This is a genomic window from Pimelobacter sp. 30-1 (genome assembly GCF_018831735.1).
In the GTDB taxonomy this organism is placed as follows: domain Bacteria; phylum Actinomycetota; class Actinomycetes; order Propionibacteriales; family Nocardioidaceae; genus Nocardioides.
The window spans coordinates 839,397-864,977 of sequence record NZ_NHTS01000001.1 but is presented as its reverse complement, the minus strand read 5'-3'; the positions used below and the strand labels follow the sequence as shown (position 1 = coordinate 864,977).

Sequence of the window (25,581 nt, the reverse complement as noted above, 5' to 3'; positions counted from 1 at the left end):
GTGGTCACGGCGGGAAGCCGGGGATCCAGCCCCAGTTGAAGATGCCGAGGTGGAGGAACCCGCCCGCCGCGCCCATGATGGCGCCGTGGGCGTAGAGCATCCACTCGTCCTCCTTGATCGCCGAGCGCATCATCTCGACGAAGTCCTTGGGCGGCAGCTCCTTGGTACGCCGCGCGATCAGCACCCGGATCTTCTCCGACTGCTGGCGGCTGAACTCGGCGTCCCGGAACGGCGTGATGGTGCGCCCCACGGCCTCCTGGGCGAAGGAGTCCTTGATGCTGTCGTAGCGGCGCCCGCCCATCGCGACGTTGACCGCGCCGCGCAGCGGTCCGGCGGCCTTGTCGATCGCGGGGCGCATCGCGGTGGCGATCATCTGGCGGGTGCGGTCACCGCGCGGGCCGTCCATGAGGAAGTCGCCGATGCGCTCCAGCGTGATCACGTCGTCGGCGATGATCCGCGCATAGACCTCGGCGCACTCGTCCTGGCGGCGCAGGAAGAGGCCCTGCACCTTGATGCCCAGGATCCGCTTCTCCTCCGGCGGGTCGAAGATCAGCCACATGCCGAGCAGGTTGGTGGTCCAGCCGACGAAGACGCCCAGCAGCGGCAGCAGCCACCAGATGTGCCAGGTCTGGTCGACGATCGCGACCGGTACGCCGAGCAGGAAGCCGAAGATGAAGCCGAAGGCGACCATCAGGTTGAGCTCGCGCTGACCGACGTCCTTGAAGACCTTGACGACCAGCTCGGGGTTCTTGCGGAAGTGGTCGATGACCATGATCTTCGGGTCGAGCAGCTGGTCGATGTGGACGCCGATCTCGTCGGTGATCGTCTTGACCACGCCCGGCAGCTGCGCCTGCACCCGGTCGATGACCGCCTGCCGCACCGGCCGTGGCAGGTCGCGCCACAGCCGCGGGTGCTCGCGCATCATCACCTCGTCGACCAGCTCGGGCAGGTCGGGGCGGAAGACGGCGACGATGTGCTCGGCGATCTGGTCGGGCTCGAGCTGGGAGTAGAACTCCGCCGGCGTACCGAGCTTGGCGATGACCTTGTCGACCGCGATGCTGCCCATCTTGGCGGCGCGCGCCGGGACGATGCCCTGCCAGCCGACACCGCCCTCCATCAGGCCGGGGATCTCCTGGAGCTTGCGCGGCAGCACGGCGGCCACCTCGCGCAGCCCGGGCACCCGGTAGCCGTGGAAGGTGATCGGCTTGAACAGCATCCACAGGCCCGACCAGTTGATCAGCCAGCCGATGATGCCGGTGAAGAAGGGGATCGAGATGAAGGCGAACCAGTCGACGTGGTCGACCCAGTCCTCCAGCCACCTCAGCACCGCGTCCACGCGCACCCCCTGATCCCGCGAGCCCCGCCGCACCCCATGGCACGCGACGGTCCCGACGGGTGGAGGTTAACGCGTGTTGTGGCGGACGGCACAGGGATCTCAGGTCACGGTGTCGCAGCAACCTCGACCAGCCGGGCGTCGTTCGGGACCGGCCCCAGCTCGCCCAGCGGCTGCAGCCGGTAGACGATCCGGGCTCGCACCTGCCCCGCGGTCACGAACCCGAACGTGCGCGAGTCGTCCGAACCACCCCAGTTGTCGCCGATCACCCAGTAGCCGCCGTCGGGCACCGTCGCCCACGCCGGACGGACGTCCGGTCTCAGCGAGGTGCCGTCGTCGGCGCAGCAGGGCGCGACCTTGTCGCCCGTCCGGCCGGGCCAGGTCGGGTTCGCCACCACGTACGTCGTCCGCGCGCCCGCCGGGCGGACCTCGACCACCGGCGGCCCGGCCTTCTCCAGCCGCACCCGGACCTGGTCGCCCGGGAGCCCGATCACCCGCTTCACGACCGGGATCTCGCGATCACCGAGGGTGCTCTCGATGATGTCGAAGCGAGCGATCTCGCCGGTGCCGAACGGGTCGACGAGCAGCCGGTCCCCGGTCGAGAGCGTGGGCTCCATGCTGCTGCCGGAGACCTTGACCGAGAACGCCAGCGCCGCGATCACGGCGAGCATCACGACGAAGAAGACGACCAGTGCGCCGACGCCCAGGACGCGGCGTACCCAGGGGCGACGGGACTCCGCACGGTGGCTCACGACGCGCAACGGTAGGTCATCGCGACGGCCCTCGGCAGGGGGCTCGGGCACCTGAGAAGAAAACGCGACAGGGTGTCGCGCTTTCCGTGCGATGTGTGTCACACTCCGTCACGCGTAGGCCAAGGGCATGGGGATGCGGCCTCGCTCCACCGCCGGTTCGGGAGGGATCGGCGGATGCCCTTTGGGAGGAAAGTTGAACAAGGTAGAAGGAATGGGCCGTACCCGTCTGGGTCGGTTCGCAGCCGTGACGGTTCCGGCCACCCTGCTCACCGCAGGGCTCGGCGTCGCCATGCTGCAGGGAATGGTCGGCGCCGTGCTGTCGTCGGCCGACGGGTTCACGCTCACCAGCGATCGGATCACCAGCGACGGCCTCAAGGCGCGCACCGGCGCGGCCAACGTCGCCGGGGGCAACCAGGCCACGATCTACGCCGAGACCGGGGCGAACACCAACGCCAGCGGCATCAAGGTGATCACGCCGAACGTGACCATCCCGCTGATCAACCTGCCGGCGCACCTCGAGGTGAGCTCGACCGACACCACGATCGGGCTCGGAGCGGTGGGGCTCAACGCCAAGACGCTCGACACGCCCGACGGCGCCACGCTCGGCACCACCACCATCGGTGTCGCGCAGTCCCAGGCCGGGTTCACCAACACGGCCACCGACAGCGGGTACGTCGCCGACGGGTTCGCCCTGACGAGCTCCTCGGCCGACCTGCCGAACGTCCACGCCACCGCGTACGCGATCACGCTCGAGAGCCTCGCCCTCGACAACCTGTCGCTCAAGGTCGCGCTCGGCAACTGACGCCGGCCCGTCTCAGCACCCCACCTCGTGGGGCGTGCGGCCGCGCGCCCCACGAGGCACCCGCCTTCTCGTAGGGACCTCGCATGACTGACATCGTCACCACCCCGGCGGCCGAGGCCGCCCCCGTCACCACCGTCCGGGCCAGCCGGCCCGTCGCGCTCTGGCGGGGCTTCGCCCGCTTCCGCCGGACCCGGCCGTTCTGGGGCGCGGTGATCCTCGCCCTGGGCGCCTACTTCATCGCCCGCCCGCTGCTGGGCGGGACCTTCGAGTTCTACACGACCGTCGGGGTCCGCAGCATCACGCCGCTGCTGATCGCCGGCGGCATGGCCGCGGCCGCGGGGATCGCGGTCGTCGTCCCGGCCCAGCGGCACTTCCCGGCGATCGTCGCGCTGATGCTCGCCGTCGCCTCACTGCCCTTGGCCAACCTGGGGGGTTGGCTGATCGGCATGGTGCTCGGCATCCTCGGCGCCGGACTCGTGTTCTCGTGGACGCCGTACTCCGAGAAGCAGCTCGAGCGCTTCGCCGCCAAGGACGCCGCCCGCGCCGAGCGGCGCGCGCAGAAGCGGACCCGACGATGACCGACGCCCGGATGGGCACCCGCCGGCGGGCGCTGGTGCCGCTCGCCGGCGGGCTCGCCGCGCTGGTCGCGATGTTCCAGCTGGTGAGCAGCAACGTGCTGGCGGTGAACTTCACGACGGCGAACCAGGAGTTCGAGCTCTACTCGAACTACCTCCAGGGCGCCCAGGCCGCGGGCTTCCTCGCCACCAACGACACCGCGACCGGCCAGGACGGCGGGGTCGCCGAGCTCGGCATCCGCTCGGCCAAGCTGGCCGGGCTCTGCGCGATCGCGCACGAGAGCATCCCGGTCGTGGGCGAGGTGACGCTGATGATCCTGGCCGGCGTCCCGGTGCGGAGCTCGTTCGCCAACGGCACCAACACCACCACCGACGGCGCCGGCAACACGCTCACCTTCGACGCCAACGGACTGCTCACCGGCGGCAACCACATCACCGCGAGCAACCTGTTCGTGAACTCCCGCTCGCTCAGCGGCTTCGGCAACCTGATCAGCGGCATGAACCTCGGCCAGAGCGCCGACACCGTCGACGCCACCGCGGGGATCCAGTGGCCGGCCGGCCAGAGCAGGCCGAGCGCCGGCAACTTCGGGCTCTCCGTCGATCGCCTCAACGTGGGCGGGCTCGGCGGCGACACCTACGGCATCAACCTGCAGGGGGCGATCACGTTGCCGAACCTCAAGATCAAGGTGCTGCCCGGGCGCAAGACCCAGGCCGACTGCCCGACCCAGGCGGCGGGCTGATGGCCGCCGCGGCGCAGGCGCTGCGCGTGCTCGGCGCGGGACGACGGGGCTTCCGCACGTTCCGCCGTACCCGGCCGTTCTGGGGCGGCCTGTGGTGCGTGCTCGCCGGCGCCTGGCTGGTCCGGTCGATGTACTTCTCGTTCGTGCTCGCGGTCAGCGGCGGGTGGAGCTACTCGGCCGGCTACATCCTCGGCGGTGCGCTCGTGCTGTTCGGCCTCGTCGCCTGGTTCGCGCCGCACTACCGCGGGCTGGTGGGCATCCTGGCCGTCCTGCTCGCGCTCGGCGCCTTCGTCTCGGTCAACCTCGGCGGCTACCTGGTCGGCTCGGTGCTCGGCATCCTCGGCGGCTCGATGATCTGGGCCTGGGGCGAGAAGCGGCCGCGCCGGGTCCGCGGCGGGCGCCGCCGGGCGACCACCACGACCACCCCGACGGCCTCGACGACCCCGGTGTCCGCGTGACCCTGTCGGTACGCCGCCAGCGGCTGCTGGTCGTCCTCGCGGCGCTGGCCGTGGTGACGGCCGCGGTCCTGGTCCCGCGGGTCGGCGACGACGCGCGCGGCCAGGCCCAGAGCGGCGCCTACCAGCCGTTCGCCTGCGACCAGCCGGGCAGCGCGAACCCCCAGCAGCGGCGCCAGGAGGTCCAGCTCGACAACGGCTCGGGCGACTTCAACGCCGCCGGGCGGACCTATCCCTGCCTCGCGGGCGTCCGCTGGCACCTGCAGTCGGGCAATGTCGCCACGTCCAACCCGGACGCCGCGATCGGCCAGATCCGCACGGCGTACGGCCGCAAGCTCCCCGGCACCGTCTACTACGCCGCGGCCGGCTCGCGCACCGACCTCTACCAGGTGGCGTTCAGCGGGCTGCAGTTCTGCACGTCCAAGACCAACCCGGTCTCCACCTGCCCGGCGGCGGGCACCACCGACATCCAGCTGTACGCCGACAGCGGCGACGCGCCCGCCCCCAAGTCCGCCACGCCCTACCGGCTGACGATCAAGCCCGACCAGGCGATCACCATCGGCGGCACCGGCGTCTGGACCGAGGTGCTCGCCACGGCCTCCAGCTCGTTCACCGTGCCGGTCGCCCAGCTGCCGACCGCGACCCACCTGGCGTGCGGGATCGTCGGCGGCACCGCGCGCGGTGGCTTCCTCGGCATCGGCGGCACCTGCGAGCTCAGCGCCGAGGACTTCGCGGGCGGCCTCGCCCAGTGGCTCGGCGGCGGCTCGAACTACACGCTGCTCGGGGTCAACCTCGACTTCTTCTACCTCGTCACCCACCGGCAGAACCCGACCGATCCCTACACCCAGGTCCCGGTCGACGGCTCCGGCAACCCGCTCAACTCCGTCCAGCTGCCCCACACCACGATCTCGGTCGGCTGATGGACACCACGCCCCGCCACGGGACCCGCTGGCGCCGTACGGCGGGCGCGCTCGCGGTCTCGTTCGCCGCCCTGGCCGGCCTGGGCACCGCGACCTGGCACGAGGCGTTCGGGTTCGACGCGCGGATCATCGTCCAGGACGGCAACGCCACCTTCTCGTCCTCGCGGATCACCGCCGACGACGCCGCCTTCGGCATGGCCCCCGTCCGGCTCGGCAACGGCACCTGGAAGAACCTGCTGCGCGCCGGCTTCGCCCGCGCCTCGCTCGACGGCCTGTGCGTGTCCAAGACCGAGTCGCTCGGTCCGATCAAGGTCACCCTCAAGCTGACCGCCGGCGACGGCACCAGCGCCGCCGAGATCACCGCGGCCGACGCCGCGCTCGACGTGACCAGCCTGCGCGGGGCCGGGATCAACCTCCAGGGCAGCACCCAGATCGGGCAGGCCACGACCGACCTGACCACGGCGCCGGGCGCGCCGCCGTACACGGCGAACCCGTTCGGGGTCCCCGCGACGTACGACGGCGGGTTCTACCGCCCCGACGGCACCGGGCCGCAGGCCTACTCGGGCACCGGCAACGGCGGGCACGTCAACGGCCAGGGCTTCACCGGCATCGACGCGACGCGGGGTGCCCTGACCCAGGTCTACGGCCAGCTCTGGCAGGCCCAGGTCACCGGCGACATCACGCTGCCGAACCTGGTGATCAAGGTGCTGCCGTTCAAGGACGACATCGGCTTCAACGCCAACGGCACGACCAACGCGACCCCCGACGGGATCGACGACCGGTCGTGCTGGACCGAGGCCCGGCTCGGGACCTACCCGCGCTAGGGCAGCGGCTCAGGAGTGCCGGCGCCAGACCACGACGGACTGGCCGACCGGCGCCTCGGGCAGCGCGGGGAGGTTGCTGCGCGGCACCGGCCGGGCGGCCAGCGCCTGGCGCAGCGCCTCGTGCGCGGCGTCGAGATCGGCGACCAGCTCGGCGTTGCGCGCTCGCAGGGCCACGACGGCGTTCTCGAGGTCGAGGATCCGGCGCACCCCCTCGATGCCGATGCCGGACGCCGTGAGGTCGGCGATCTCGCGCAGCCGCTCGATGTCGCGGTAGGAGTAGCGCCGTCCGCCGCCGCCCGTGCGGCCGGGCGTGATCAGCCCGACGCGCTCGTAGGTGCGCAGGGTCTGCGGGTGCAGACCGCTGAGCTGCGCGGCCACGCTGATGACGTAGACGGCATCCTCCGCACCGGGAGGGCCCTGGGGCGGACGGACGGCGCTCATCAGCGCGCCTCGTCGTAGAGACCCGCGCGCAGCGGGGTGTCGGCGGTCGCGGCGGCATAGGCCTCGAGCGCCTCCTTGGCCTCCGCGCCGAGGTTGCTCGGGACCTGGACCTCGACCGTGGCGAGCAGGTCGCCACGGGACTCGCCCTTGACCGCGCCCTTGCCGCGGATCCGGAAGGTGCGCCCGTTGGGGGTGCCGGCCGGGACCTTGAGGGTCACCGGCGCGCCACCCAGGGTGGGCACCTTGATCTCGGCACCGAGCGCGAGCTCGGCGAACGAGACCGGGACGTCGATCGTGAGGTTCTCGCCCTTGCGGCCGAACACCCGGTGCCCGGTCACCTTGACGGTGACGTAGAGGTCGCCGGCCGGACCGCCGTTCTCGCCCGGGGCGCCCTTGCCGCGCAGCCGGATCCGCTGGCCGTCCTTGACCCCGCCGGGGATCTTGGCCTGGATCGTGCGTGCCGACTGACCGCGTCCGGTGCCGTGGCACGTGGGGCACGGGTCGTCGTACACGAGCTGGCGGCCACCGCAGGTCGGGCAGGACTCGTTCATCGAGAACGCCCCGCCGACCGAGGCCGTGACGAAGCCGCTGCCCTCGCACGTCGGGCAGACGTGCGGCTGGGTGCCGGGCTTGCCGCCGGTGCCGTGGCAGGTCGCGCAGGCACCGTCGGAGCTGATCCGCAGCGACACCGTGACGCCCTCGAGCGCCTCGGTGAAGCCGATCGTCGCCGTCGTCTCGAGGTCTCCCCCGCGCGCCGGGCGCTGGGCCCGGCGGCTCTGGGTGAAGCCTCCGCCGAACAGGTCGCCGAAGAGGTCGCCGAAGCCACCTCCGCCGCCGGCCCGCTCGCGGAGCAGGTCCTCGACGTTGACGTTGCCGCCACCGCCGAAGCCCGCACCGCCGCCGAAACCGCCGCCGGCCGGGAAGCCGCCCCGGCGGAACATGTCGCGCGCCTGGTCGTACTTGGTGCGCTTCTCGGCGTCGCCGATCACGTCGTACGCCTCGGCGACCGCCTTGAACTTGTCGTGCTTGGCGGTGTCGTCGGGGTGCGAGTCGGGGTGGTTGGCGCGCGCGAGCTTGCGGTAGGCCTTCTTGATCTCGTCCTGCGACGCGGTCTTGGCGACCCCGAGCTCCTTGTAGAAGTCCTTGGTCGCCCAGTCGGACCGGATCCCGTCGTCACTCATCGCGCACCTCCCTCCTCGTCGTTGTCGTGTCGTTCATCAAGCGGGGTCGACCACGAGCACCTGTGCCGCGCGGACCACCCGGTCGCCCATCTTGTAGCCGGCCTTGGCGATCACCTTGCAGGTGGTCACCTCGACCTCGGCGTCGGTGCCGATGTGCGAGAGCGCCTCGTGCACCGTCGGGTCGAAAGCGTCGCCGACCTCGCCGAACTTGACCAGTCCCAGTCCGGCGACCACGCGCTCGAGCTGCTCGGCCGTGGCCTTGAAGCCACCCTCGAGCGGCTCGTGCTCACGGGCCCGGTCGATCGTGTCGAGGACGTCGATGATCGGCGTGAGCGCGGCGTACGTCGCGTTCTCGCGGAGCAGCTCGCGGTCCCGGTCGACCCGGCGCTTGTAGTTGAGGAACTCCGCCTGCAGGCGCTGCAGGTCGAGCGTGCGCTCCTCGAGCTCCATCTTGGTGACGGTCAGCTCGTCGGCCTCGGCCTCGGGCACCTCGGACGCCTCGGACGCCTCGGGGCTCGCGGCCGCCTCGGGCTCCTCGCCCTCGGGCGAGGGAGCCGCAGTCTCCTGCAGCTCCCCCTCCTCCGGGGTGAGGTTCTCCTCGGTCACTTGGTGTCGCCCTCGGTGTCCTCGTCGACGATCTCGGCCTCGACGACGTCGTCGTCGGCCTCGCCGGTGGCACCGGTGGTGCCGCCCGCGGCAGCCGAGTCGGCCTCGGCGGCGGCGTACATCGCGGCGCCCATCTTCTGGCTGGACTCACCCAGCTTGGCGATGGCGGCGGTCAGGTCCTCGGAGTCCGCCTCGGCGTTCTCGAGGATGCCCTTGAGCGCCTCGACGTCGGTGGTCACCTCGGCCTTGACGTCGTCCGGGATCTTGTCGCCGTTGTCGGCCAGGAACTTCTCGGTCGTGTAGACGAGCTGCTCGCCCTGGTTGCGGACCTCGACGGCCTCGCGACGCTTGGCGTCCTCCTCGGCGTACTGCTCGGCCTCCTTGACCATGCGGTCGATGTCGTCCTTGGACAGCGCGCTGCCGCCGGAGATCGTCATCGACTGCTCGCGGCCGGACGCCTGGTCCTTGGCGGAGACGTGGACGATGCCGTTGGCATCGATGTCGAAGGTGACCTCGATCTTCGGCACGCCGCGCGGAGCCGGCGGGAGGCCGGTCAGCTCGAAGTTGCCGAGGCCCTGGTTCTGCGACCAGATGGCCCGCTCGCCCTGGGCGACCTTGATCTCGACCGACGGCTGGTTGTCGTCGGCGGTCGTGAAGATCTCGGAACGCTTGGTCGGGATCGTGGTGTTGCGCTCGATCAGGGTGGTGAAGACACCGCCCTTGGTCTCGATGCCGAGGCTGAGCGGGGTGACGTCGAGGAGCAGCACGTCCTTGACCTCACCGGCCAGGACGCCGGCCTGGAGGGCGGCGCCGACGGCGACGACCTCGTCGGGGTTGACGCCCTTGTTGGGCTCCTTGCCGCCGAGCATCTCCTTGACCAGGTCGGTCACGGCCGGCATGCGGGTCGAGCCGCCGACGAGGACCACGTGGTCGATCGCGGAGAGCGCGAGGCCGCCGTCCTTGAGGACGTTCTGGAAAGGCGCCTTGGTGCGCTCGAGCAGGCTCGCGGTCAGCCGCTGGAACTCGGAGCGGGTGAGCCGCTCCTCGAAGTGCAGCGGGCCGTTCTCGCCGTGGGTGATGTAGGGCAGGTGGATCGTGGTGTCGCTGGACGAGGACAGCTCGATCTTGGCCTTCTCGGCGGCCTCCTGGAGGCGCTGGGCGGCGATCTTGTCCGCGGCCAGGTCGACGCCGTTGGCGTCCTTGAACTTCTTGACCATCCACTCGACGATCGCGTTGTCCCAGTCGTCGCCACCGAGGTGGTTGTCGCCGCTGGTCGCCTTGACCTCGACGACGCCCTCACCGATCTCGAGCAGGGACACGTCGAACGTGCCGCCACCGAGGTCGTAGACGAGGATCGTCTGGTCGTCGCCCTTGTCGAGGCCGTAGGCCAGCGCCGCGGCGGTGGGCTCGTTGACGATCCGGTCGACCTTGAGGCCCGCGATCTCGCCGGCCTCCTTGGTCGCCTGGCGCTGGGCGTCGGAGAAGTACGCCGGGACGGTGATGACCGCGTTGGTGACGGTCTCGCCCAGGTAGGCCTCCGCGTCGCGCTTCAGCTTCTGCAGGATGAACGCCGAGATCTGCTGGGGCGTGAAGTCCTTGTCGACGGGGTCGCCGATGTGCTGGGTCCAGTCGGTGCCCATGTGGCGCTTGACCGACCGGATGGTGCGGTCGACGTTGGTGACCGCCTGGCGCTTCGCGACCTCGCCGACGAGCACCTCACCGCTCTTGGCGAAGGCGACGACGGACGGCGTGGTCCGGGCTCCCTCCGCGTTGGCGATGACCGTGGGCTCGCCGCCCTCGAGGACCGCGACGACGCTGTTCGTCGTACCGAGGTCGATGCCGACAGCTCGTGCCATGTGTGTCTCTCCTCCGTGATTCGGGGTGGTGGTTCAAGTTAGTTGAGCCGGATGCACTCAAGTCTGACATAGGGTCCAACGGGTCGGACCCCAGGGTTGTTCCCGGTCGCCTGAGAAAGTGGGGCCATGAGCATTCCTCGCCTCGCACTGAACGACGGAACGTCCATCCCCCAGCTCGGCTTCGGCGTCTTCCAGGTGCCGCCCGCCGACACCGAGGCGGTGGTGACCCAGGCGCTCGAGGCCGGCTACCGCCACCTCGACACCGCGCAGATGTACGGCAACGAGGAGGGCGTCGGTGCCGCCCTGGCCGCCGCCGGTCTCCCCCGCGACGAGGTCTACGTGACCACCAAGCTCAACAACAGCTTCCACCGGCCCGACGACGTGCGCCGCAGCTTCGACGCCTCGCTCGAGCGGCTCGGCCTCGACCACGTCGACCTCTTCCTCATCCACTGGCCGCTCCCGACCCGGTACGACGGCGACTACGTCGCCACGTGGCAGGCGATGACCGAGCTCACCGCCGACGGCCGCGCCCGGTCCGTGGGCGTCTCGAACTTCCAGCCCGACCACCTCGACCGGATCGTCGCGGCCACCGGCGTGGTCCCCGCGGTCAACCAGATCGAGGTCCACCCCTTCACCACCAACGAGGAGGCCCGCGCCGCGAGCCTGCGCCACGGCGCGCTCGTCGAGGCCTGGTCGCCGATCGCCCGCGGCCGGGTGCTCGAGGACCCCACGATCGTGCGGATCGCCGAGGAGGTCGGCCGGACGCCGTCCCAGGTGACGCTGCGCTGGCACGTCGAGCGGGGCGACATCGTCTTCCCCAAGAGCGTGCGCCCCGTGCGGATGGCCGAGAACCTGGCGATCTTCGACTTCGCGCTCAGCCCCGACCAGGTCGCCGCGATCGCCGCGCTCGACGAGGGGGACGCCGGGCGCACCGGGCCGCACCCGGACACCTTCGACTGGATCCCCGGCGCGGACTGAGCCCGCGCGGGTCCGGGTCGGCGGCGGTCAGCCGCCGTCAGCCGACCTGGATCCGGATCTCGTTGCTGACGGTGCCGCTGTCGCTGTCGACGACGCGGAACCGGTTCAGCCCGCCGACGCCGGTGAAGACATAGCTGGAGAAGGTGCCGTTGGTGACGCCGACGCTGGCCGGGAACTCGGCCCAGCCGCCGTTCTCCCAGCGCTGGACGCGCAGGATCGCGCCCTCACCGCCGGGGTAGACGCCGCTGAAGTAGATCCGCTCGCCCGAGGCGACGCTCGTCTGGAGCGGCTGGAGCGAGATCTCGCCGGCCTTGGGCGACTCGCTCTCGGTCGACTCGGTGGTCGGGTCGTCGCTCGGCTCGTCGGTGCTGTCGGTCGAGGACGTGTCGGTCTCGTCGGGGTCCTGGGTGTGGAGCGTGATCAGCGGGCCGCTGGGCTCGTCGGTCTTGGCCGGCGTGGGCAGGTACATCGACTGGCGCACCGTGGTGTCGGCGGCCGCGTCACCGTCGTCGCCGCCGAAGCCGAGCACCTTGGAGCCGACCATCGCGACCAGCCCCAGGATCAGGCCGACCCCGACCGCGACGGCGACCAGCGCCACCAGTCCGTTGAGGACGGGACGGTCGGCGCGGGGCTCCTGCTGGTCGCTCACCCTGCCCATTGTCCAGGGCGCCCGAAGAAATCAGAAACCGCGCGTCCAGACCACCTGCTCGTGCAGCCGGCGCGAGCGCCAGCCCGCCTCCGTCCGCACGAACGTGTGCCGGTAGAGCCCGCCCACCTCGACGACGCGCTCGCCGCCCTGGCCGTCGGAGATCCGCATCGGGTTGTGGAAGTACGCCGTCACCGCGGCCTCGTCGCGGCCCTCGGCGAAGTCGAAGGCGACCTGCCCGACCGTGTGCAGCCGGTGCTTCGAGAAGCCCGGCAGCGCCTCGGCCAGCCACGCCTTGACCACCGGGAAGGTGTCGACCACGCCCCCGCTCTCGGTGTAGTCGATGTGCGCGTCGGGCGTGAAGACGGTGTCGAGCCGGTCGAAGTCCCCCTCGTCCACGGCGAGCGTGTAGCGCGTGATCGCGTCGGTGATCTCGGCGCGGTCGATCAGCTCCTGCAGGTCCATCGGGTCTCCTCAGCGGGGCTCGAGGACGACGACCGGGATCTCCCGGTCGGTCCAGGCCTGGTAGTTGTCGAAGTCGGCGTACAGGTCGACGAGGCGGGGCCACAGCGCGGCCCGCTCCTCGGGTCCGGCGACCCGGGCGCGCACCGCCCGGGAGCGCTCGCGGGGCACGGCCACGGTGGTCGCGGGGTTCGCGACGAGGTTGTGGAACCACTGCGGGTTCTTGGGCAGCCCGCCCTGCGAGGCGACGATGACCAGGTCGGCGCCGTCGGCGAGGTAGAGCAGCGGCGTGGTGAACCGGGCGCCGCTCTTGCGGCCGACGTGGTCGAGGAGCAGCACCGGGACCGGCTTCTTCCAGCCCGCGCCGATGCGCCACTTCGCGCCGATCCGGCCGTTGGTGAGGCGGTAGACCTTCACGTTGGCCTTGGCGGCGTACTTGATGATCGTGGCGACGATCGGTTTGTCGAGGCCGTCGGGCTTCGGCTTGGTGGCTGCCATGGGACTCACTCTGGCAGAAATCTAGAACGCGTTCTAGTGTGGCGGTCATGCGCTTCTCCTTCGCCGAGGGCATGACCCACGCCGACTACTACGCCCCGCTCGCCCAGGCCTGCGAGGCGACGGGCTACACCTCGATGACCATCGCGGACAGCCTGATCTACCCGCAGGAGTCCGACTCGAAGTACCCCTACACCGACACCGGGGACCGCGAGTTCCTGCTCGGCAAGCAGTTCATCGAGACGTTCATCCTGTGCAGCCACCTCTTCGCGGTGACGAGCAGCCTGCGGCTGACGCCGTTCGTGCTCAAGCTGCCGATCCGGCCGCCGGTGCTCGTCGCCAAGCAGGCCTCGTCGCTCGCCTTCCTGTCCGGCAACCGGCTCGGCCTCGGCGTCGGCCTCTCCCCCTGGCCCGAGGACTTCGCCGCCCTCGGCGTGCCGTGGGAGAAGCGCGGCAAGCGGATGGACGAGTGCATGGACATCCTGCGCGGCCTGACCCAGCCGGGCGAGGAGCCGACCTTCTTCGGCTACCAGGGCGAGTTCTACGACATCGAGCCGCTCCAGCAGTGCCCCGCCCCGACCGAGAAGATCCCGCTGCTCGTCGGCGGGCACTCGGACGCGGCCCTGCGGCGCGCCGTACGCAAGGGGGACGGGTGGATGCACGCCGGCGGTGACGGCGAGGAGCTCGACCGCCTGCTCACCCGCCTCGCCGAGATCCGCGCCGAGGAGGGGGACACCCGCGACGACTTCGAGGTCCACGTGATCTCGTACGACGCCTACACGCTCGACGGCATCAAGCGCCTGGAGGACAAGGGCGTCACCGACTGCATCGTCGGCTTCCGGGTCCCCTACATCAAGGGCCCCGACACCGAGCCGCTCGAGACCAAGATCAAGCACCTCGAGCAGTACGCCGAGAACATCATCGCCAAGGCGAACGGCTGATCGGCATGAGCGAGTCCCTCGGGCTGACCAAGCCCCTCCAGGACGCGATCGCCGAGGCCGAGGAGCTGATCGCGAACGCGCCGTTCATCACGACCGAGGCCGACCGGCTGGAGGGCTACGACTACCTCTCCGGCCGGATCCGGATGGCCCTCCAGACCGCCTTCGACTACGACCTGGAGCAGCCGCTCTTCATCAACCCGACGCACCAGTTCTCGCGCCAGGGCCTCGACAACCCCGACGCGGTCTACTTCCACGCCTACCTGCGCGAGGGCGTGGAGTACGTCGTCCGCGGCCGCCGCGGCACCTCCGCGGACCTCTCGTTCCAGGTGATGGGCGGGACCTACAACGCCTCGTCGGCCGCCACCTCGCTGATGGCCTTCGACGACCGCGAGCTGGAGATCGCCGACGACGGGACCTTCTCGTTCACCTACGTCGCCGAGCCCGGCGCCAAGACGCTCATCGTCCGCGAGGTCTTCAACGACTGGGACACCGAGGCGCGCGGCACGCTCACCATCGAGCGCACCGACACCCTCGGCCAGGCCCGCCGTCCACTCTCGGCGGAGACCCTGCAGAAGAAGTACGAGGTCGCCGCCCGCTCGCTGATCGGCTCGATCCAGACCTGGTTCGCGTTCCCGCACTTCTTCCAGTTCAAGGAGCCGGTCAACACCCTCACCACCCCCGCCTCCACCCCCGGCGGGCTCTCCTCGCAGTTCTCCTCGATCGGCCACTACGAGCTCGCCGACGACGAGGCGATGATCGTGACCGTCCCCCGCTGCGACGACTGCGCCTACCAGGCCGTCCAGATCGGCTCGAACTGGTACGCCTCCACCGACTACGAGACCCACCAGACGTCGCTGACCAAGGCCCAGGCCGTCGCGGACGACGACGGGCTCCTCCGCTTCGTCATCTCCGAGCGGCCCCCGGGCCTCGTCGACGGCGCCCCGGCGCCGACCGCGAACTGGCTCGAGACCACCGGCCACCGCACCGGCCCGATCATGCTGCGCTGGCAGCAGCTCTCGCGAGACCTCACCGCCGCGGACGGGCCCACGGTCGAGATCGTCCCGGTCGCCGAGGTCGCCACCCGGCTCGCCGGGTCGGCGGGAGGTGCGGGGCTGTCGGCCGCGGCCTACGCGGAGCGGATCGCGGCGCGGCAGCGGGCGGTGGCGCGGCGGATGATCAGCTGAGCCCGAGCCCCGCGGCCGCCCTGCTCGTCCCGGCCGTCCCGCCCGCCCCACGAACGACCGCCGCCCGTGCACACCCCGTGCCGGGCGGCGTCGTCGTCCCCAGGCCAGGTCGTCGCGGTTCGTCGATCGCCCGCGCCCAGTGAGCCTTGGTCCATGACCCACCCCGCTGACACACTCGATCCATGGCCCACCGCACCGAACCCGACGTCGCGGTCGCCCTGCTCTCCGGCCACCTCGCCCCGTGGCTCGCCGCCGACCTCGCCCGGTTCCGGGCCGAGGACGGCTGGGCGGTCGAGATCCTCGACGGCACGCTCGTCGTCGCCACCGACCCCGCGACCGGCCTGCCGTGGACACCCGCCGACCTCGCCCGGTTCCCCGAGGGCAACCTGTTCGAGGTCGTCGAGGGGCGGTTGTTCGTGAACGCGCAGCCCAACCTGGAGCACCAGCTCGTCGCCGACCACCTGCGCGCGATCCTCAACGAGCAGGTCGGCGCCGACCTGGTCGTGGCCCGCGAGATCGGGGTCAGCGTGGCTGCCTCGCTCCTGGGGCCCGACATCAGCGTGGTCCGGCGCGCCGAGGTCGACCTCAAGGCCGCCGAGCAGCCGGCCTCCGCCGCCGTCCTCGTCGTCGAGGTCGCCTCCCCCAGCACCCGCCGGACAGACCGCACCCTCAAGGCCGCCGCCTACGCCGAGGCCGGCATCCCCGGCTACTGGCGCGTCGAGCTCGACCCGGTCCGGGTGATCGCCTTCGGGCTGCACGCGGGCGCCTACGCCGAGCTCGGCACCTGGGGCGCCGGCCAGACGGTCGAGGTCGACCAGCCGGTCGTCGTACGGTTCGACCCGGCGGCGCTGCTGCCCTGACGAGGGAACCCCTCGGCACCCGGGAGCCGTCGTACGACCATGCGCCCGCTCGCCGTACCGACCCTCCTGCTCGCGGCCGTCCTGACCGGCTGCGGGACGGAGGCGACGACGGGCGCGACCACGTCCCCGACCGCGACGACGACCGCCGGTCCGACCCGCGGCCCGACGGGCATCAAGGCGCCCCCGCCCTTCCGGATCCGGTACGACGACCGCGAGCTCGCGCTGCACCCGGACACCTACTGCGTCACCGGTGGGTGCGTCGACGGCGTCCTCGCGGACCCGCCCGAGGTCGGGTCGCCGGCGGAGCTGCTGATCCACGTGCCGGTGGCGCGGTTCCGGCTCCAGCCGGCGGGCCTGACCGAGGTCACCCCCGCGGGGCGCGCCGGGCGCTCCGGGCGCTCCGGGCGGTTCGAGGGGTGCCGGGGACGCGTGCTCACCGCGCCGGTCGAGGACCTGGGCGGCGGGTGGTACCGGCTGCGGCCGTTCGGGCCCGCCGGGACCTACGACGTCAGCCTGTTCGCGTCCGGCCGGGGGGACATGGCGGGCACGCTGCGCTGGACGATGCCGCACGCGGGTCCGATGCCGACCCCGGCCGCCCGGCTCGCGCTGATCGCGGACCACGACGGGCAGCCCGACAGCTACGGCCTGGAGCTGTCGGTCACCGGCCTCGCCGCGAGCCCGCGGCAGGCGACGGCCGAGATCGAGGTGCGGGCCGGCAACGGCCGCGGGACGACGATCACGGGGCGGCGCTCGCGCGGGTCGTGCGTCGGCGACCTCGGGTTCGACGGACCGGACGCGCCGGCGCGGGCGGCGTCCCGGCTGGGCGGCTTCCCGTTCACGATGCGGGTCACGCTCACGCTGGACGGGGTGCGGCACGTCGCGACCGCGGTCTACCCAGACGACGAGATCGACGACAACGAGCCGTACGTCGCCCTGGAATTCACGCCTGCGCTGCCCGGACTGTGACCTCGATCGCACCGACCCCCTTCCGCAAAACTGAAACACGTTCTACCCTGTCGGCCATGGTGGATCTGCTGACCGACAAGGTCGTCGTACTGTCCGGAGTCGGCCCGGGGCTCGGTCGCTCCCTGGGCGAGGAGGCCGCGAAGATGGGGGCCGACCTCGTCCTGGCGAGCCGTACCCCCGAGCGCCTGGAGAAGATGGCCGAGGTGGTCCGGTCCTACGGGCGCCGTGCGCTCGTCGTCCCGACCGACATCACCGACGAGGACCAGCGCAAGGCGCTGGTGGAGGCCTCCCTCGACGAGTTCGGCAAGGTCGACTGCCTCATCAACAACGCGTTCGGCATCCCGCCGATGGACCCGATCAGCACGCTCGACCTCGAGGGCCTGCGCAACGCCAACGAGACCAACGTCTTCGCGCCGCTGCGCCTCTCGGCGCTTTTCTCCGACGCGCTCGCCGCGACCGAGGACAAGGTCGGCGGCTCGGTGATCATGGTCAACTCCTGCGTCATCTACAGCAGCCAGCCCGAGTACTCCGGCTACAAGCTCTCCAAGGGCACCCTGGAGCACCTCGCGCAGTCGCTCGCCACCGAGCTCGGCCCGCGCGGCATCCGGGTCAACAGCGTGGCGCCGTCCTACATCTACGAGGACGTCAACAAGGCCTACTTCGACTGGATCGCGCAGGAGTCGGGCCGCACCCACGAGGACGTGTACGCCGAGAAGGCCGCGCCGACCGACCTCAAGCGGCTCGCCACCCCCGACGAGGTCGCCCGGGCGACGCTGTTCCTCGCCTCCGACCTGGCCTCCGCGGTGACCGGGCAGATGCTCAACGTCGACTGCGGCGAGTTCCACGCATGAGCGAGCCCCGCCAGCGCGCGGACGTCGGCACCTTCGAGGACATCTGCGAGGCGGCGACCCGCACCACCGGCCTGACCGACTTCGGCTTCGCCGACGCCCCGGGGCACGAGGAGGCGTTCCGGATCCTGGTCGAGGACCTCGGCTCGGCCGAGGCCGGGCTGACCGGGGTCGGCAACTACTTCATGCGCTCGCAGGTCAAGAGCGCGCTGGTGGCCCGGCTGCTCACCCAGGCCCGGTTCACCGAGTTCCCGCAGCACGCCGACGTCGCGATCGAGCGGCCGATCTTCGTGCTCGGCCTCCCCCGGACCGGTACGACGGCGCTCAGCCGGCTGCTCTGCGCCGACCCGGCGAACCAGGGCCTGGAGATGTGGCTGACCGAGTTCCCCCAGCCGCGCCCGCCGCGGGAGACCTGGGAGGACGACCCCATCTTCAACGCCATGCAGGCGGCGTTCCGCGAGCACCACATCACCAACCCCGAGTTCATGGGCATCCACTACTCCGACGCCACCGAGCCGGAGGAGTGCTGGCGGGTGCTGCGCCAGACCGGCAAGTCGCTCGGCTTCGAGTCGCTGGCCCACGTGCCGGCGTACTCGCGCTGGCTGGCGACCCAGCCGTGGACCGACGCCTACGAGCGGCACCGCCGGAACCTGCAGCTGATCGGCCTGAACGACCAGGACAAGCGCTGGGTGCTCAAGAACCCGTCGCACCTGATCGCGCTCGACGCACTGCTGGAGGTCTACCCCGACGCCCTGGTCGTGATGACCCAGCGCGACCCGGTCACCTCGGTCGCGTCGGCCTGCTCCCTGTCCGCCGAGGCGACCGACGGGCACTCGACGACCTTCGTCGGCGAGACCCTCGGGCGCGACCAGCTCGGCCACCTCACCCGGCAGTGGGACGCGTTCTGGCAGGCGCGGGAGAAGGCGGACGAGAGCCAGTTCTTCGACGTCGACTACCGCGGCTTCGTGCAGGACCCGGTCGGCACCGTCGGCGCGATCTACGACGCCTTCGGGCTGACCTGGAGCGCCGAGGCGCAGAACGCCGTCCGCAAGCTCGACGACGAGTCGCGCAGCGGTCCGCGCCGCCCGGCCCACCAGTACGACCTCGCGGACTACGGCATCACCGAGGACGAGGTCCGCGCGTCGTTCGTGCGCTGACCGGGCCGACCGGGCGGGCTCAGCCCTGGCACAGGCAGAAGGGATGACCGGCCGGGTCGAGGAAGACCCGGAAGGTCGTCCCGGGCTGGTGCTCGTGCTTGGTCGCTCCGAGCGCGAGCACCGCCGCCTCGGCCTCGTCGAGGTCGTCGACGTCGACATCGAGGTGGACCTGCTGGGGCACCTCCTGGCCCGGCCACTGCGGCGGCCGGTAGGTCTCGGGATCGACGGCCTGGAAGTGGATGTGGTGCTCGCCCGAGGAGATCGAGATCCACACCCCCGGCTCGTGGACGCGCGACGGCCACCCGAGCAGGGCGCCGTAGAACTCCGCGAGCACGCGCGGGTCGGGACAGTCGAGGACGAATTGCGGACTGCGTGCGATGGCCATGGATCGACGCTAGACCGGACCTCCGACAGAGCCCGCTGACGCGATCGCGGCGCGGGTCGCGGCGACGAAGTCGCGCGGGTCGTCGAGCCAGATCCCGAGCAGGACCGCGTCGACGACGCCCTTCGGCGTCGGGACCGGCAGGGGCTCGGCGAGCACGAGCACCACGTTGACCCGGTTGTTGACCGGGACGTGGAGCTCGGTGCCGGCGTCGGTCTCGCGGGGGCGCAGGGTGCGGACCATGCCCTCGATGTCGCGGTCGTCGTAGCGCACCTCGGCGATCGCGGTCCACGGCACCGCGATCCGGGCGAGCGTGCCGAAGCGCACCGTCAGACCGGTCCGGGTGACCAGGTGCGGGTAGACCTTGAGGCTGGCCAGGAGCCCGATCATCCAGACCAGGCCCCAGACGCCGACGACGAGCAGCGCGATCCGCACGCCCTCCCACGGCACCAGCACGTGGGCGATCGGGAGCTCGCACGCCGAGCCGAAGATCCACAGCCACATCACCGGCGTCACCATCCGGCTGTAGCCCCAGCCCCTCGCCCCCTCCGGTACGTCGACCCGCCGGGCGAGCCAGCGGCCGAGCGCGACGTAGAGCCGGACCTCGAGCCGGACGAAGCGGCCGATGGTGCGCAGGGCGTTCACGGCGTGCCCCAGTCCTGCTCGACGCGGGCCCGGAGCCGGTCGTTGACGAGGGTCAGCGTGCGGCGCAGGTCGCGGAGCTGGCGCTCGGAGAGCGCCCCGAAGAGGACCTCGTGCATCTCGGCGTAGCCGTCGACCATCGAGGTCAGCAGCGTGGTCCCGGTGTCGGTGAGGGTGACCAGGACGGCGCGCCGGTCGGTCGGGTGCGGGGCGCGGGCGACGTACCCGGTGGCGACGAGGCCGTCGACCAGTCCGGTGACGTTGCGCGGGGTGACCGCGAGCGCGTCGGCCAGCTCGCGCTGGGTGACCGGTCCCCCGCGCAGCACCCACAGCAGGCGCGCCCGGGCCTCGGTGAGCCCGTCGCGCTCGAACGAGAGCTGCATGTCGCGGTGGAGCAGCACGACCAGCTCGAGGACCTGGTCGACGGCGGTGGGCTGACCCTGCTCGCGGCTCATATCATGAAGGTACTACACAATGCAGGCAATTCACAGAAGGCGGGGAGCCCGAGCGCTGGCGACAGCCGTTCTCCGCGGCCGTCCACAGGCCCGGAAGCGCCGGGTTTGGGCCTCCGGCGCCGCGCGCACACCGGTGCCATGACCGTCACCGTGACCCTCGCCGTCCCCCACCGCTGGTCCACGCGCTCCGACCCGGCCACCGGGCTGGTCCTGCACGCGCGGGCGCCCATGACGCCGCCGAGCGGGTTCGCGCCCGAGATCGTGGTCCGCACGACACCCGTCGCGGGCGACCTCGCGCGCTGGCGCGCCGAATCCCTCGCGGCCCTGGCCGGCCAGCTCGACGGCCTGGACGTCGAGGACACCGACCGGCTCGACCTCGACGGCCGCGCGGTGGTCTACCACCGCATCGGGCACCGGCTGCGGCACCGGCTCGGGACGCTGGAGGTCGTCGCCGAGCAGTGGTCCTGGCTGGTCGACGGGGTCGGGGTGACGCTGACCGGGTCGGTGGCGCGCGCCGACTACGCCGACTACGCGGACGTCTTCGAGGAGGTCGCGGCGACGTTGGTGCCGGGCGTCAGCGCGCCACCCGGGCCCGGACCCGGATCCGGGCGCCCCGGCGCGGGACGCTCGTGATGTTGCGGACCTTGGGCACGTCGGAGCCGACCGCGCTGACGTCGTACTGGCGGAAGACCTCGCGGAGCACCTCGACGCCCTCCATGAGCGAGAAGCCGGCGCCGATGCAGCGGCGCACACCGCCGCCGAACGGGATCCAGACGTTGAGCGGCGGGGTCTGCGCGGCCGGGCCGAGGAAGCGCTCGGGGCGGAACACCTCGGGGTCGGGGAAGCTCTCGTCGCGCTGGTGGCTGACGATGATCGAGGGCCCGACGGTGGTGCCGGCCGGCAGGTCGAGGCCGCCGACGGTGGCCGGCTTCATCAGGGTCCGCACCACCATGGGGATGATCGGGTGCAGCCGCATCGACTCCTTGAGCGCGGCCTCGAGCCAGGCGTCGTCGCCCTCGTCGGCGGCGCGCTGGGCGCGGGCGACCAGGTCGGGGCTGCGGCCGATCTCGGCGAGCGCCCACGACAGGGCCGAGGCGGTCGTCTCGTGGCCGGCGAGCAGCAGCGTGACGAGCTGGTCGCGCAGCTCGATGTCGGAGAGCCCGTTCTCGCCGCCGGCGTCGTGGACCGACAGCAGCCGGGACAGGACGTCGGTCCGCTCGTCGAGGTCGTCGGCGGCGCGGCGCTCGCGGATCTCGGCGTACATGAGGCGGTCGAGCTCGACCTGGTTGTCGACCGTGCGGCGCCAGGGGCCGAGCTTCTGCAGCCGCGGGTACGCCCAGCCGAGGAGGATCGCGGGGCTGATCTCGACCGTCTGGTTGACGGCGGGCCGCAGCCGGGCCAGCCGGCGCTCGTCGGTGACGCCGAAGACGACGCGGAGGATGACCTCGAGGGTGAGGGCGTTCATCCGCTCCAGCGCCCGGAAGGTCTCGTCCTCGCGCCAACCGCCGATCTCGTCGGCGGCGACCTCGGCGACCATCGAGCGGTACCCGCGCAGCGCGTGGCCCAGGAACGCCGGCATGAGCAGCTTGCGGGCGCGGTGGTGGTCGGTGGAGTCCTGCAGCAGCAGCGAGTGCTGGCCCATGATCGGGCCGAGGATCGCGTTGCCGCGCCCTGCGTGGAAGACCTCGGGGTCCCCGGCGAAGATCTCCTTGGTCGCCTCGGGGGCGGTGAAGAGCACCAGCGGGCGGCCGCCGGGCACGAGGTTGAGGGTGAACGCGTCGCCGTACCGGCGCTGGAGCCAGGGGTGGAACTGGTGCCGGAAGCGCATCAGCGCGACCGTCTGGACCAGGGCCGGCCAGCGCGGACCCGGCGGCAGCTGGTCGAGAGGTACGCGCGGCAGGCCGCTCCCGCCGACGACGCTCATCGATCGGAACCGGCTCATGGTGAGCGCGATCGTGTCGTCGGCAGGGGGCGCGGGTGCGGGGACCTCGGTCGTCACGAGGTCGACGCTACTCGCTGGTAGCTCAGTCCAACAGGCCGTCGCGCCGGGCGACCGCCGCCGCCTCGGTCCGCCCGGCCGCGCCGAGCTTGCCGAGGATGTTGGAGACGTGGACGCTCACCGTCTTGGTGCTGATGAAGAGCTGCTTGCCGATCTCGCCGTTGGTCCGCCCCTCGGCGACGAGCGCGAGGATCTCGAGCTCGCGGGCGGTGAGGGTGACCGCAGGGGTGGCTCCGGGCGCAGCGGCGGGCGCCGTCGTCCCCTCGCCGACGAGGTCGGCGACGAGCGCGGGCGCGCCCAGCCTCTCGGCGAGGGCCCGTGCCGCGGCGGCCTCGTCGCGGGCCCGGGCGGTGTCGCCGAGGAGCCGGTGGATCTGGGCCGAGGCGGCGCGGATCCGGGCCTCCTCGGGAACGTGACCGAAGTCGACCGCACGGGTCAGCGCGGCCGACCAGGCGTCGACGAGCTCGTCGCGCGGGCCGGGGACACCGGCCAGCCAGCGGACCCGCAGGTGCTCGGCGAGCACCCGCGCCTCCCACATCTGTCCCTCGGGACCCCACGGGCTGCCGCGCTCGCGGTGCCAGGCGAGGACGGCGTCGCTGTCGGCACGGAGCTGGTCGGCCCGGTCGAGGAGAGTACGGCGCTCGGCGGCCGTGGCCCGCGGCATCGCCCGGGCGACGGCGTCGAGCGTGGTCGCGACCAGCCGCACCCGGCCGCCGAAGTGGTCGTGCCAGATCTGGGCGAGGACGCCGATCACCTCGTCGTACGTCGCGAGCGCGGTCGCCGCGTCGCCGCGCAGCGCGGCCACCTCGATCTCGACCCCGGCCGCGAAGACCGCGACCCCGCCCTCGTCGCGCCACAGCCGGCGGAGCCGGGCCAGCCCGGCCCGGACCTCGTCGGGCGCGACCCCGCGGGCGTTGAGCACGGCGTAGCGGGCGGGCTCGAGGATGCCGCGCGGGATGTCGGGCCCGGCCTGGTCGTCGACGACCGAGACGAGGGACAGGACGTCGTCCCAGTCGCCCAGGGCGTAGCGGATCCAGGTGAGCTGCCAGCGCGAGTCGATGACGTAGGGCGCCCAGACCAGGCCGATCCGGTCGACCCCGCCGAGGGCCGACTCGAACCACCGCACGGAGGGCGCCCAGTCGCCGGTGTCCTGGTAGGAGCGGCCCAGCAGCCACCGGCCGCGGACCTCGGCGTCGACCGCGCCGGCCGCGACCGCGTGATCGACCGCGGCAACGAGCGCCTCGCGCAGCCGGCTCTGCTCGTCGCCGTCGGCGATCTTGACCCGCAGCCCACCGAGGGTGGTGACGATGTCGGCGGTCAGCGCCGGCATCGCGAGGCGCTCGGCGAGGGCCAGCGCCTCGGTCGCGAACGCCTCGGCCTCGTCGGCGCGGTCGGGGTGGTAGCTGACCAGGATCCGGGCGTGGGCCGCGAGGATCTTGGCGCGCAGCATGCTCTCGCCGGGCGGGCTCAGCGCGACCGCCTCGGACGAGAGCGCGACCGCGTCGAGCGCGATCTCGGTCATCATCAGGATGTCGGCATAGCGGCTGAGCATCCGGGCGCGGGCCGCGTCGGGCATCCCCTCGGGCTGCCGGGCGGTCGCCGAGAGCTGGGCGCCGAGCAGCTGGGCCGCGCGCAGCGCGTCGCCGCCGGCGGTGAGCGCGTCGGCCGCCTTGACCACGATCTTGGCGCGGTCGATGTCGATGCGCTCGCCCCGCTCGGGGTCCTCGAGCAGCTCGAGCGCCTGCTGGAAGTGGTCGGCCGCCTCGTCGGGGCCGCCCACCTCCATCGCCTCGTCGCCGGCCTCGACGCTCGCGGTCGCCGCGCGGTCGAGGTCGTTGGCGCGGCGGGCGTGGAGCGCCAGCTCGGCGGCGGTCCCGAGGCCGGGGCTGCCGGCGAGCGCGTCGGCGTACCGGGCGTGGAGCCGGACCCGCTCGCCCGGCAGCAGGTCGTCGTAGACGGCCTCGCCGAGCAGCGCGTGCCGGAAGGAGTAACGGTCGCCGCCGGCCTCGAGGACGTTCATCTCGACCGCCTGGCGCACGCCGTCGTCGAAGGCCCCGGCGGAGAGGTCGGCCGTGCCGGCGAGCAGGTCGTGGGAGACCCGGCGACCCGCCACGCTCGCCACCCGTACGACGTGGCGCGCGGCCTCGCCGAGCCCGTCCAGGCGGACCAGCAGCAGGTCCGCGAGGTCGTCGGGCACGTCGGCGCAGTGGCCGGAGGCGACCAGCTCCTCGACGAAGAAGGCGTTGCCCTCGGCGCGCTCGACGATCCGGGCGACGGCACGGGCGTCGAGCCCGCGGGGCTGGAGCTCGCGCACCAGCGCCCGGACGGCCGTCTCGGGCAGCGGCGCGAGCGGCAGGCGGGCGACCTGGGGCAGCCGGGACCACTCCGCCACCTGCCGGCGCAGCGGGTGCCGGCGGTGGAGGTCGTCCGAACGGTACGACGCGACGATCGCGACGGGCTGCTCGAAGGTGCGGGTGAAGAGGTAGCCGAGCATGTCCCGGGTGGACTGGTCGGCCCAGTGCAGGTCCTCGACGACGAGGAGCACGGGCGCCTCGGCGGCCGCGGCCTCGAGCATCGCCTGGACCGCGCCGAAGGTGTCCCCGCGATCGGTCGCGCGGCGGTGCTCGTCGTCGGCCTCGCCTGCCGAGCGCGTACGCCGGCCGGGCCGGAGCCGCTCGAGCGCCGGGTGCTGCGCGGCGACCTCGTCGACGAGCGCGGGCCGCTGGGTCGCGATCCGCCCCAGCACCTCGCTGAACGGGAGGTAGGGCAGGGCGCTGTCGCCGAAGTCGAGGCAGTGGCCGGCCAGCACCTGCCAGTCGCGCTCGAGCGCGTGGTCGCGCAGGGCACGCAGCAGGCGGGTCTTGCCGACGCCGGCGTCCCCCGAGAGGAGCACCACCCGGTGGGGGGTGCCGGTCTCGGCCGACCGGACGGCGTCGTCGAGCACCGCGCTCGCCTCGGCGAGCTCGGCGTCGCGCCCGACCATGGTCAGGCTGCTGTGTGCGGCCACGGGCACCATCATGGCGCCGCGGACCGACACCGCGCTCACCGCGGTCACCGCGGTCACGTGCCGGCGTCTCCTGC

Annotated in this window: 28 protein-coding genes; 14 read left to right on the top strand and 14 right to left on the bottom strand. The window is 72.3% G+C overall.

The features are described 5' to 3' along the window. Positions 1–4: 4 nt before the first annotated feature. Both CCO04_RS04110 and lepB read right to left on the bottom strand, forming a co-directional pair. Complete coding sequence (locus CCO04_RS04110) at positions 5–1,336, bottom strand: hypothetical protein (RefSeq protein ID WP_308281119.1); 1,332 nt, start codon at positions 1,334–1,336, stop codon at positions 5–7. A gap of 104 nt (positions 1,337–1,440) precedes the next feature. Continuing rightward, on the bottom strand, positions 1,441–2,085 hold the full coding sequence (gene lepB, locus CCO04_RS04105) for a signal peptidase I (RefSeq protein ID WP_215812800.1): 645 nt from the start codon (positions 2,083–2,085) through the stop codon (positions 1,441–1,443). 244 nt (positions 2,086–2,329) lie between these two features. Between lepB and CCO04_RS04100 the strand changes: the two genes are divergently transcribed. The 6 genes from CCO04_RS04100 (at position 2,330) to CCO04_RS04075 (ending at position 6,401) form a co-directional block, all read left to right on the top strand. Next, positions 2,330–2,887, top strand: a complete 558-nt coding sequence (locus CCO04_RS04100; protein WP_215812799.1) for a DUF6230 family protein — start codon at positions 2,330–2,332, stop codon at positions 2,885–2,887. Positions 2,888–2,970: 83 nt separating this feature from the next. After that, complete coding sequence (locus CCO04_RS04095; RefSeq protein WP_215812798.1) at positions 2,971–3,465, top strand: DUF6114 domain-containing protein; 495 nt, start codon at positions 2,971–2,973, stop codon at positions 3,463–3,465. Beyond that, positions 3,462–4,202, top strand: a complete 741-nt coding sequence (locus CCO04_RS04090; protein ID WP_215812797.1) for a DUF6230 family protein — start codon at positions 3,462–3,464, stop codon at positions 4,200–4,202. Before CCO04_RS04095 ends, CCO04_RS04090 begins: the two co-directional genes overlap by 4 nt. Beyond that, the gene (locus tag CCO04_RS04085; protein WP_215812796.1) at positions 4,202–4,660 is read left to right on the top strand and encodes a DUF6114 domain-containing protein; all 459 of its coding nucleotides are present in this window, start codon (positions 4,202–4,204) and stop codon (positions 4,658–4,660) included. Before CCO04_RS04090 ends, CCO04_RS04085 begins: the two co-directional genes overlap by 1 nt. Further along, the gene (locus CCO04_RS04080; RefSeq protein WP_215812795.1) at positions 4,657–5,577 is read left to right on the top strand and encodes a hypothetical protein; all 921 of its coding nucleotides are present in this window, start codon (positions 4,657–4,659) and stop codon (positions 5,575–5,577) included. Before CCO04_RS04085 ends, CCO04_RS04080 begins: the two co-directional genes overlap by 4 nt. Then, positions 5,577–6,401, top strand: coding sequence for a DUF6230 family protein (locus tag CCO04_RS04075; RefSeq protein WP_215812794.1), 825 nt, complete (start codon positions 5,577–5,579; stop codon positions 6,399–6,401). Before CCO04_RS04080 ends, CCO04_RS04075 begins: the two co-directional genes overlap by 1 nt. 9 nt (positions 6,402–6,410) lie before the next feature. Here the strand turns inward: CCO04_RS04075 and CCO04_RS04070 are convergent, their stop codons facing one another. From CCO04_RS04070 to dnaK, 4 genes are read right to left on the bottom strand one after another with little or no spacing between them, the layout of a single operon-like run. Then, complete coding sequence (locus tag CCO04_RS04070) at positions 6,411–6,842, bottom strand: heat shock protein transcriptional repressor HspR (RefSeq protein ID WP_215812793.1); 432 nt, start codon at positions 6,840–6,842, stop codon at positions 6,411–6,413. Continuing rightward, positions 6,842–8,023 carry a molecular chaperone DnaJ gene (gene dnaJ / locus CCO04_RS04065; protein ID WP_215812792.1) on the bottom strand — a complete coding sequence of 394 codons (1,182 nt, stop codon included), beginning with the start codon at positions 8,021–8,023 and terminating at the stop codon, positions 6,842–6,844. The genes CCO04_RS04070 and dnaJ overlap by 1 nt, the downstream gene beginning before the upstream one ends. 36 nt (positions 8,024–8,059) lie before the next feature. Continuing rightward, on the bottom strand, positions 8,060–8,629 hold the full coding sequence (gene grpE, locus CCO04_RS04060) for a nucleotide exchange factor GrpE (RefSeq protein WP_257752524.1): 570 nt from the start codon (positions 8,627–8,629) through the stop codon (positions 8,060–8,062). Continuing rightward, entirely contained in the window at positions 8,626–10,485 is a 1,860-nt protein-coding gene (dnaK, locus tag CCO04_RS04055; RefSeq protein ID WP_215812791.1) for a molecular chaperone DnaK, read from the bottom strand. The genes grpE and dnaK overlap by 4 nt, the downstream gene beginning before the upstream one ends. A 126-nt stretch (positions 10,486–10,611) precedes the next feature. On the opposite strand from dnaK, the gene CCO04_RS04050 reads away from it, so the two are divergent. Further along, the gene (locus CCO04_RS04050; RefSeq protein WP_215812790.1) at positions 10,612–11,463 is read left to right on the top strand and encodes an aldo/keto reductase; all 852 of its coding nucleotides are present in this window, start codon (positions 10,612–10,614) and stop codon (positions 11,461–11,463) included. A 37-nt stretch (positions 11,464–11,500) separates the two neighbouring features. Here CCO04_RS04050 and CCO04_RS04045 read toward each other — a convergent pair whose 3' ends face one another. From CCO04_RS04045 to CCO04_RS04035, 3 genes are read right to left on the bottom strand one after another with little or no spacing between them, the layout of a single operon-like run. After that, positions 11,501–12,112 (bottom strand): hypothetical protein, encoded by a 612-nt coding sequence (locus CCO04_RS04045; protein ID WP_215812789.1) that lies wholly within the window; start codon positions 12,110–12,112, stop codon positions 11,501–11,503. A 30-nt stretch (positions 12,113–12,142) separates the two neighbouring features. Beyond that, on the bottom strand, positions 12,143–12,574 hold the full coding sequence (locus tag CCO04_RS04040; RefSeq protein WP_215812788.1) for a nuclear transport factor 2 family protein: 432 nt from the start codon (positions 12,572–12,574) through the stop codon (positions 12,143–12,145). Between the two features lie 9 nt (positions 12,575–12,583). Further along, positions 12,584–13,069 carry a nitroreductase family deazaflavin-dependent oxidoreductase gene (locus tag CCO04_RS04035; RefSeq protein WP_215812787.1) on the bottom strand — a complete coding sequence of 162 codons (486 nt, stop codon included), beginning with the start codon at positions 13,067–13,069 and terminating at the stop codon, positions 12,584–12,586. Between the two features lie 47 nt (positions 13,070–13,116). Here CCO04_RS04035 and CCO04_RS04030 point away from each other — a divergent pair, with 47 nt between their 5' ends. From CCO04_RS04030 to CCO04_RS04005, 6 genes are all read left to right on the top strand, one after another. Then, positions 13,117–14,007: a TIGR03619 family F420-dependent LLM class oxidoreductase gene (locus CCO04_RS04030; protein ID WP_215812786.1), complete on the top strand. Its 891-nt coding sequence runs from the start codon at positions 13,117–13,119 to the stop codon at positions 14,005–14,007. A 5-nt stretch (positions 14,008–14,012) separates the two neighbouring features. Further along, positions 14,013–15,191 (top strand): hypothetical protein, encoded by a 1,179-nt coding sequence (locus CCO04_RS04025; protein WP_215812785.1) that lies wholly within the window; start codon positions 14,013–14,015, stop codon positions 15,189–15,191. A gap of 182 nt (positions 15,192–15,373) precedes the next feature. Further along, entirely contained in the window at positions 15,374–16,051 is a 678-nt protein-coding gene (locus CCO04_RS04020; RefSeq protein WP_215812784.1) for a Uma2 family endonuclease, read from the top strand. 39 nt (positions 16,052–16,090) lie between these two features. Continuing rightward, a complete protein-coding gene (locus tag CCO04_RS04015; protein WP_215812783.1) occupies positions 16,091–17,017 on the top strand; it encodes a hypothetical protein in 927 nt (308 codons plus the stop codon). 56 nt (positions 17,018–17,073) lie between these two features. After that, on the top strand, positions 17,074–17,868 hold the full coding sequence (locus CCO04_RS04010; RefSeq protein WP_215812782.1) for an SDR family oxidoreductase: 795 nt from the start codon (positions 17,074–17,076) through the stop codon (positions 17,866–17,868). Beyond that, complete coding sequence (locus tag CCO04_RS04005; RefSeq protein WP_215812781.1) at positions 17,865–19,022, top strand: sulfotransferase; 1,158 nt, start codon at positions 17,865–17,867, stop codon at positions 19,020–19,022. The genes CCO04_RS04010 and CCO04_RS04005 overlap by 4 nt, the downstream gene beginning before the upstream one ends. 19 nt (positions 19,023–19,041) lie before the next feature. Here CCO04_RS04005 and CCO04_RS04000 read toward each other — a convergent pair whose 3' ends face one another. From CCO04_RS04000 to CCO04_RS03990, 3 genes are read right to left on the bottom strand one after another with little or no spacing between them, the layout of a single operon-like run. Next, positions 19,042–19,407 carry a VOC family protein gene (locus CCO04_RS04000; RefSeq protein WP_215812780.1) on the bottom strand — a complete coding sequence of 122 codons (366 nt, stop codon included), beginning with the start codon at positions 19,405–19,407 and terminating at the stop codon, positions 19,042–19,044. A gap of 9 nt (positions 19,408–19,416) precedes the next feature. Continuing rightward, positions 19,417–20,049 (bottom strand): hypothetical protein, encoded by a 633-nt coding sequence (locus tag CCO04_RS03995; RefSeq protein WP_215812779.1) that lies wholly within the window; start codon positions 20,047–20,049, stop codon positions 19,417–19,419. Further along, positions 20,046–20,501: a MarR family winged helix-turn-helix transcriptional regulator gene (locus CCO04_RS03990; protein ID WP_215812778.1), complete on the bottom strand. Its 456-nt coding sequence runs from the start codon at positions 20,499–20,501 to the stop codon at positions 20,046–20,048. The genes CCO04_RS03995 and CCO04_RS03990 overlap by 4 nt, the downstream gene beginning before the upstream one ends. Before the next feature lie 138 nt (positions 20,502–20,639). Here CCO04_RS03990 and CCO04_RS03985 point away from each other — a divergent pair, with 138 nt between their 5' ends. Further along, the gene (locus CCO04_RS03985) at positions 20,640–21,134 is read left to right on the top strand and encodes a hypothetical protein (RefSeq protein ID WP_215812777.1); all 495 of its coding nucleotides are present in this window, start codon (positions 20,640–20,642) and stop codon (positions 21,132–21,134) included. Here the strand turns inward: CCO04_RS03985 and CCO04_RS03980 are convergent. After that, on the bottom strand, positions 21,076–22,500 hold the full coding sequence (locus CCO04_RS03980; protein ID WP_308281118.1) for a cytochrome P450: 1,425 nt from the start codon (positions 22,498–22,500) through the stop codon (positions 21,076–21,078). The two genes, CCO04_RS03985 and CCO04_RS03980, sit on opposite strands and share 59 nt — an antisense overlap. 25 nt (positions 22,501–22,525) lie before the next feature. After that, positions 22,526–25,564 (bottom strand): helix-turn-helix transcriptional regulator, encoded by a 3,039-nt coding sequence (locus CCO04_RS29470; protein ID WP_215812776.1) that lies wholly within the window; start codon positions 25,562–25,564, stop codon positions 22,526–22,528. Between the last annotated feature and the right edge of the window lie 17 nt (positions 25,565–25,581).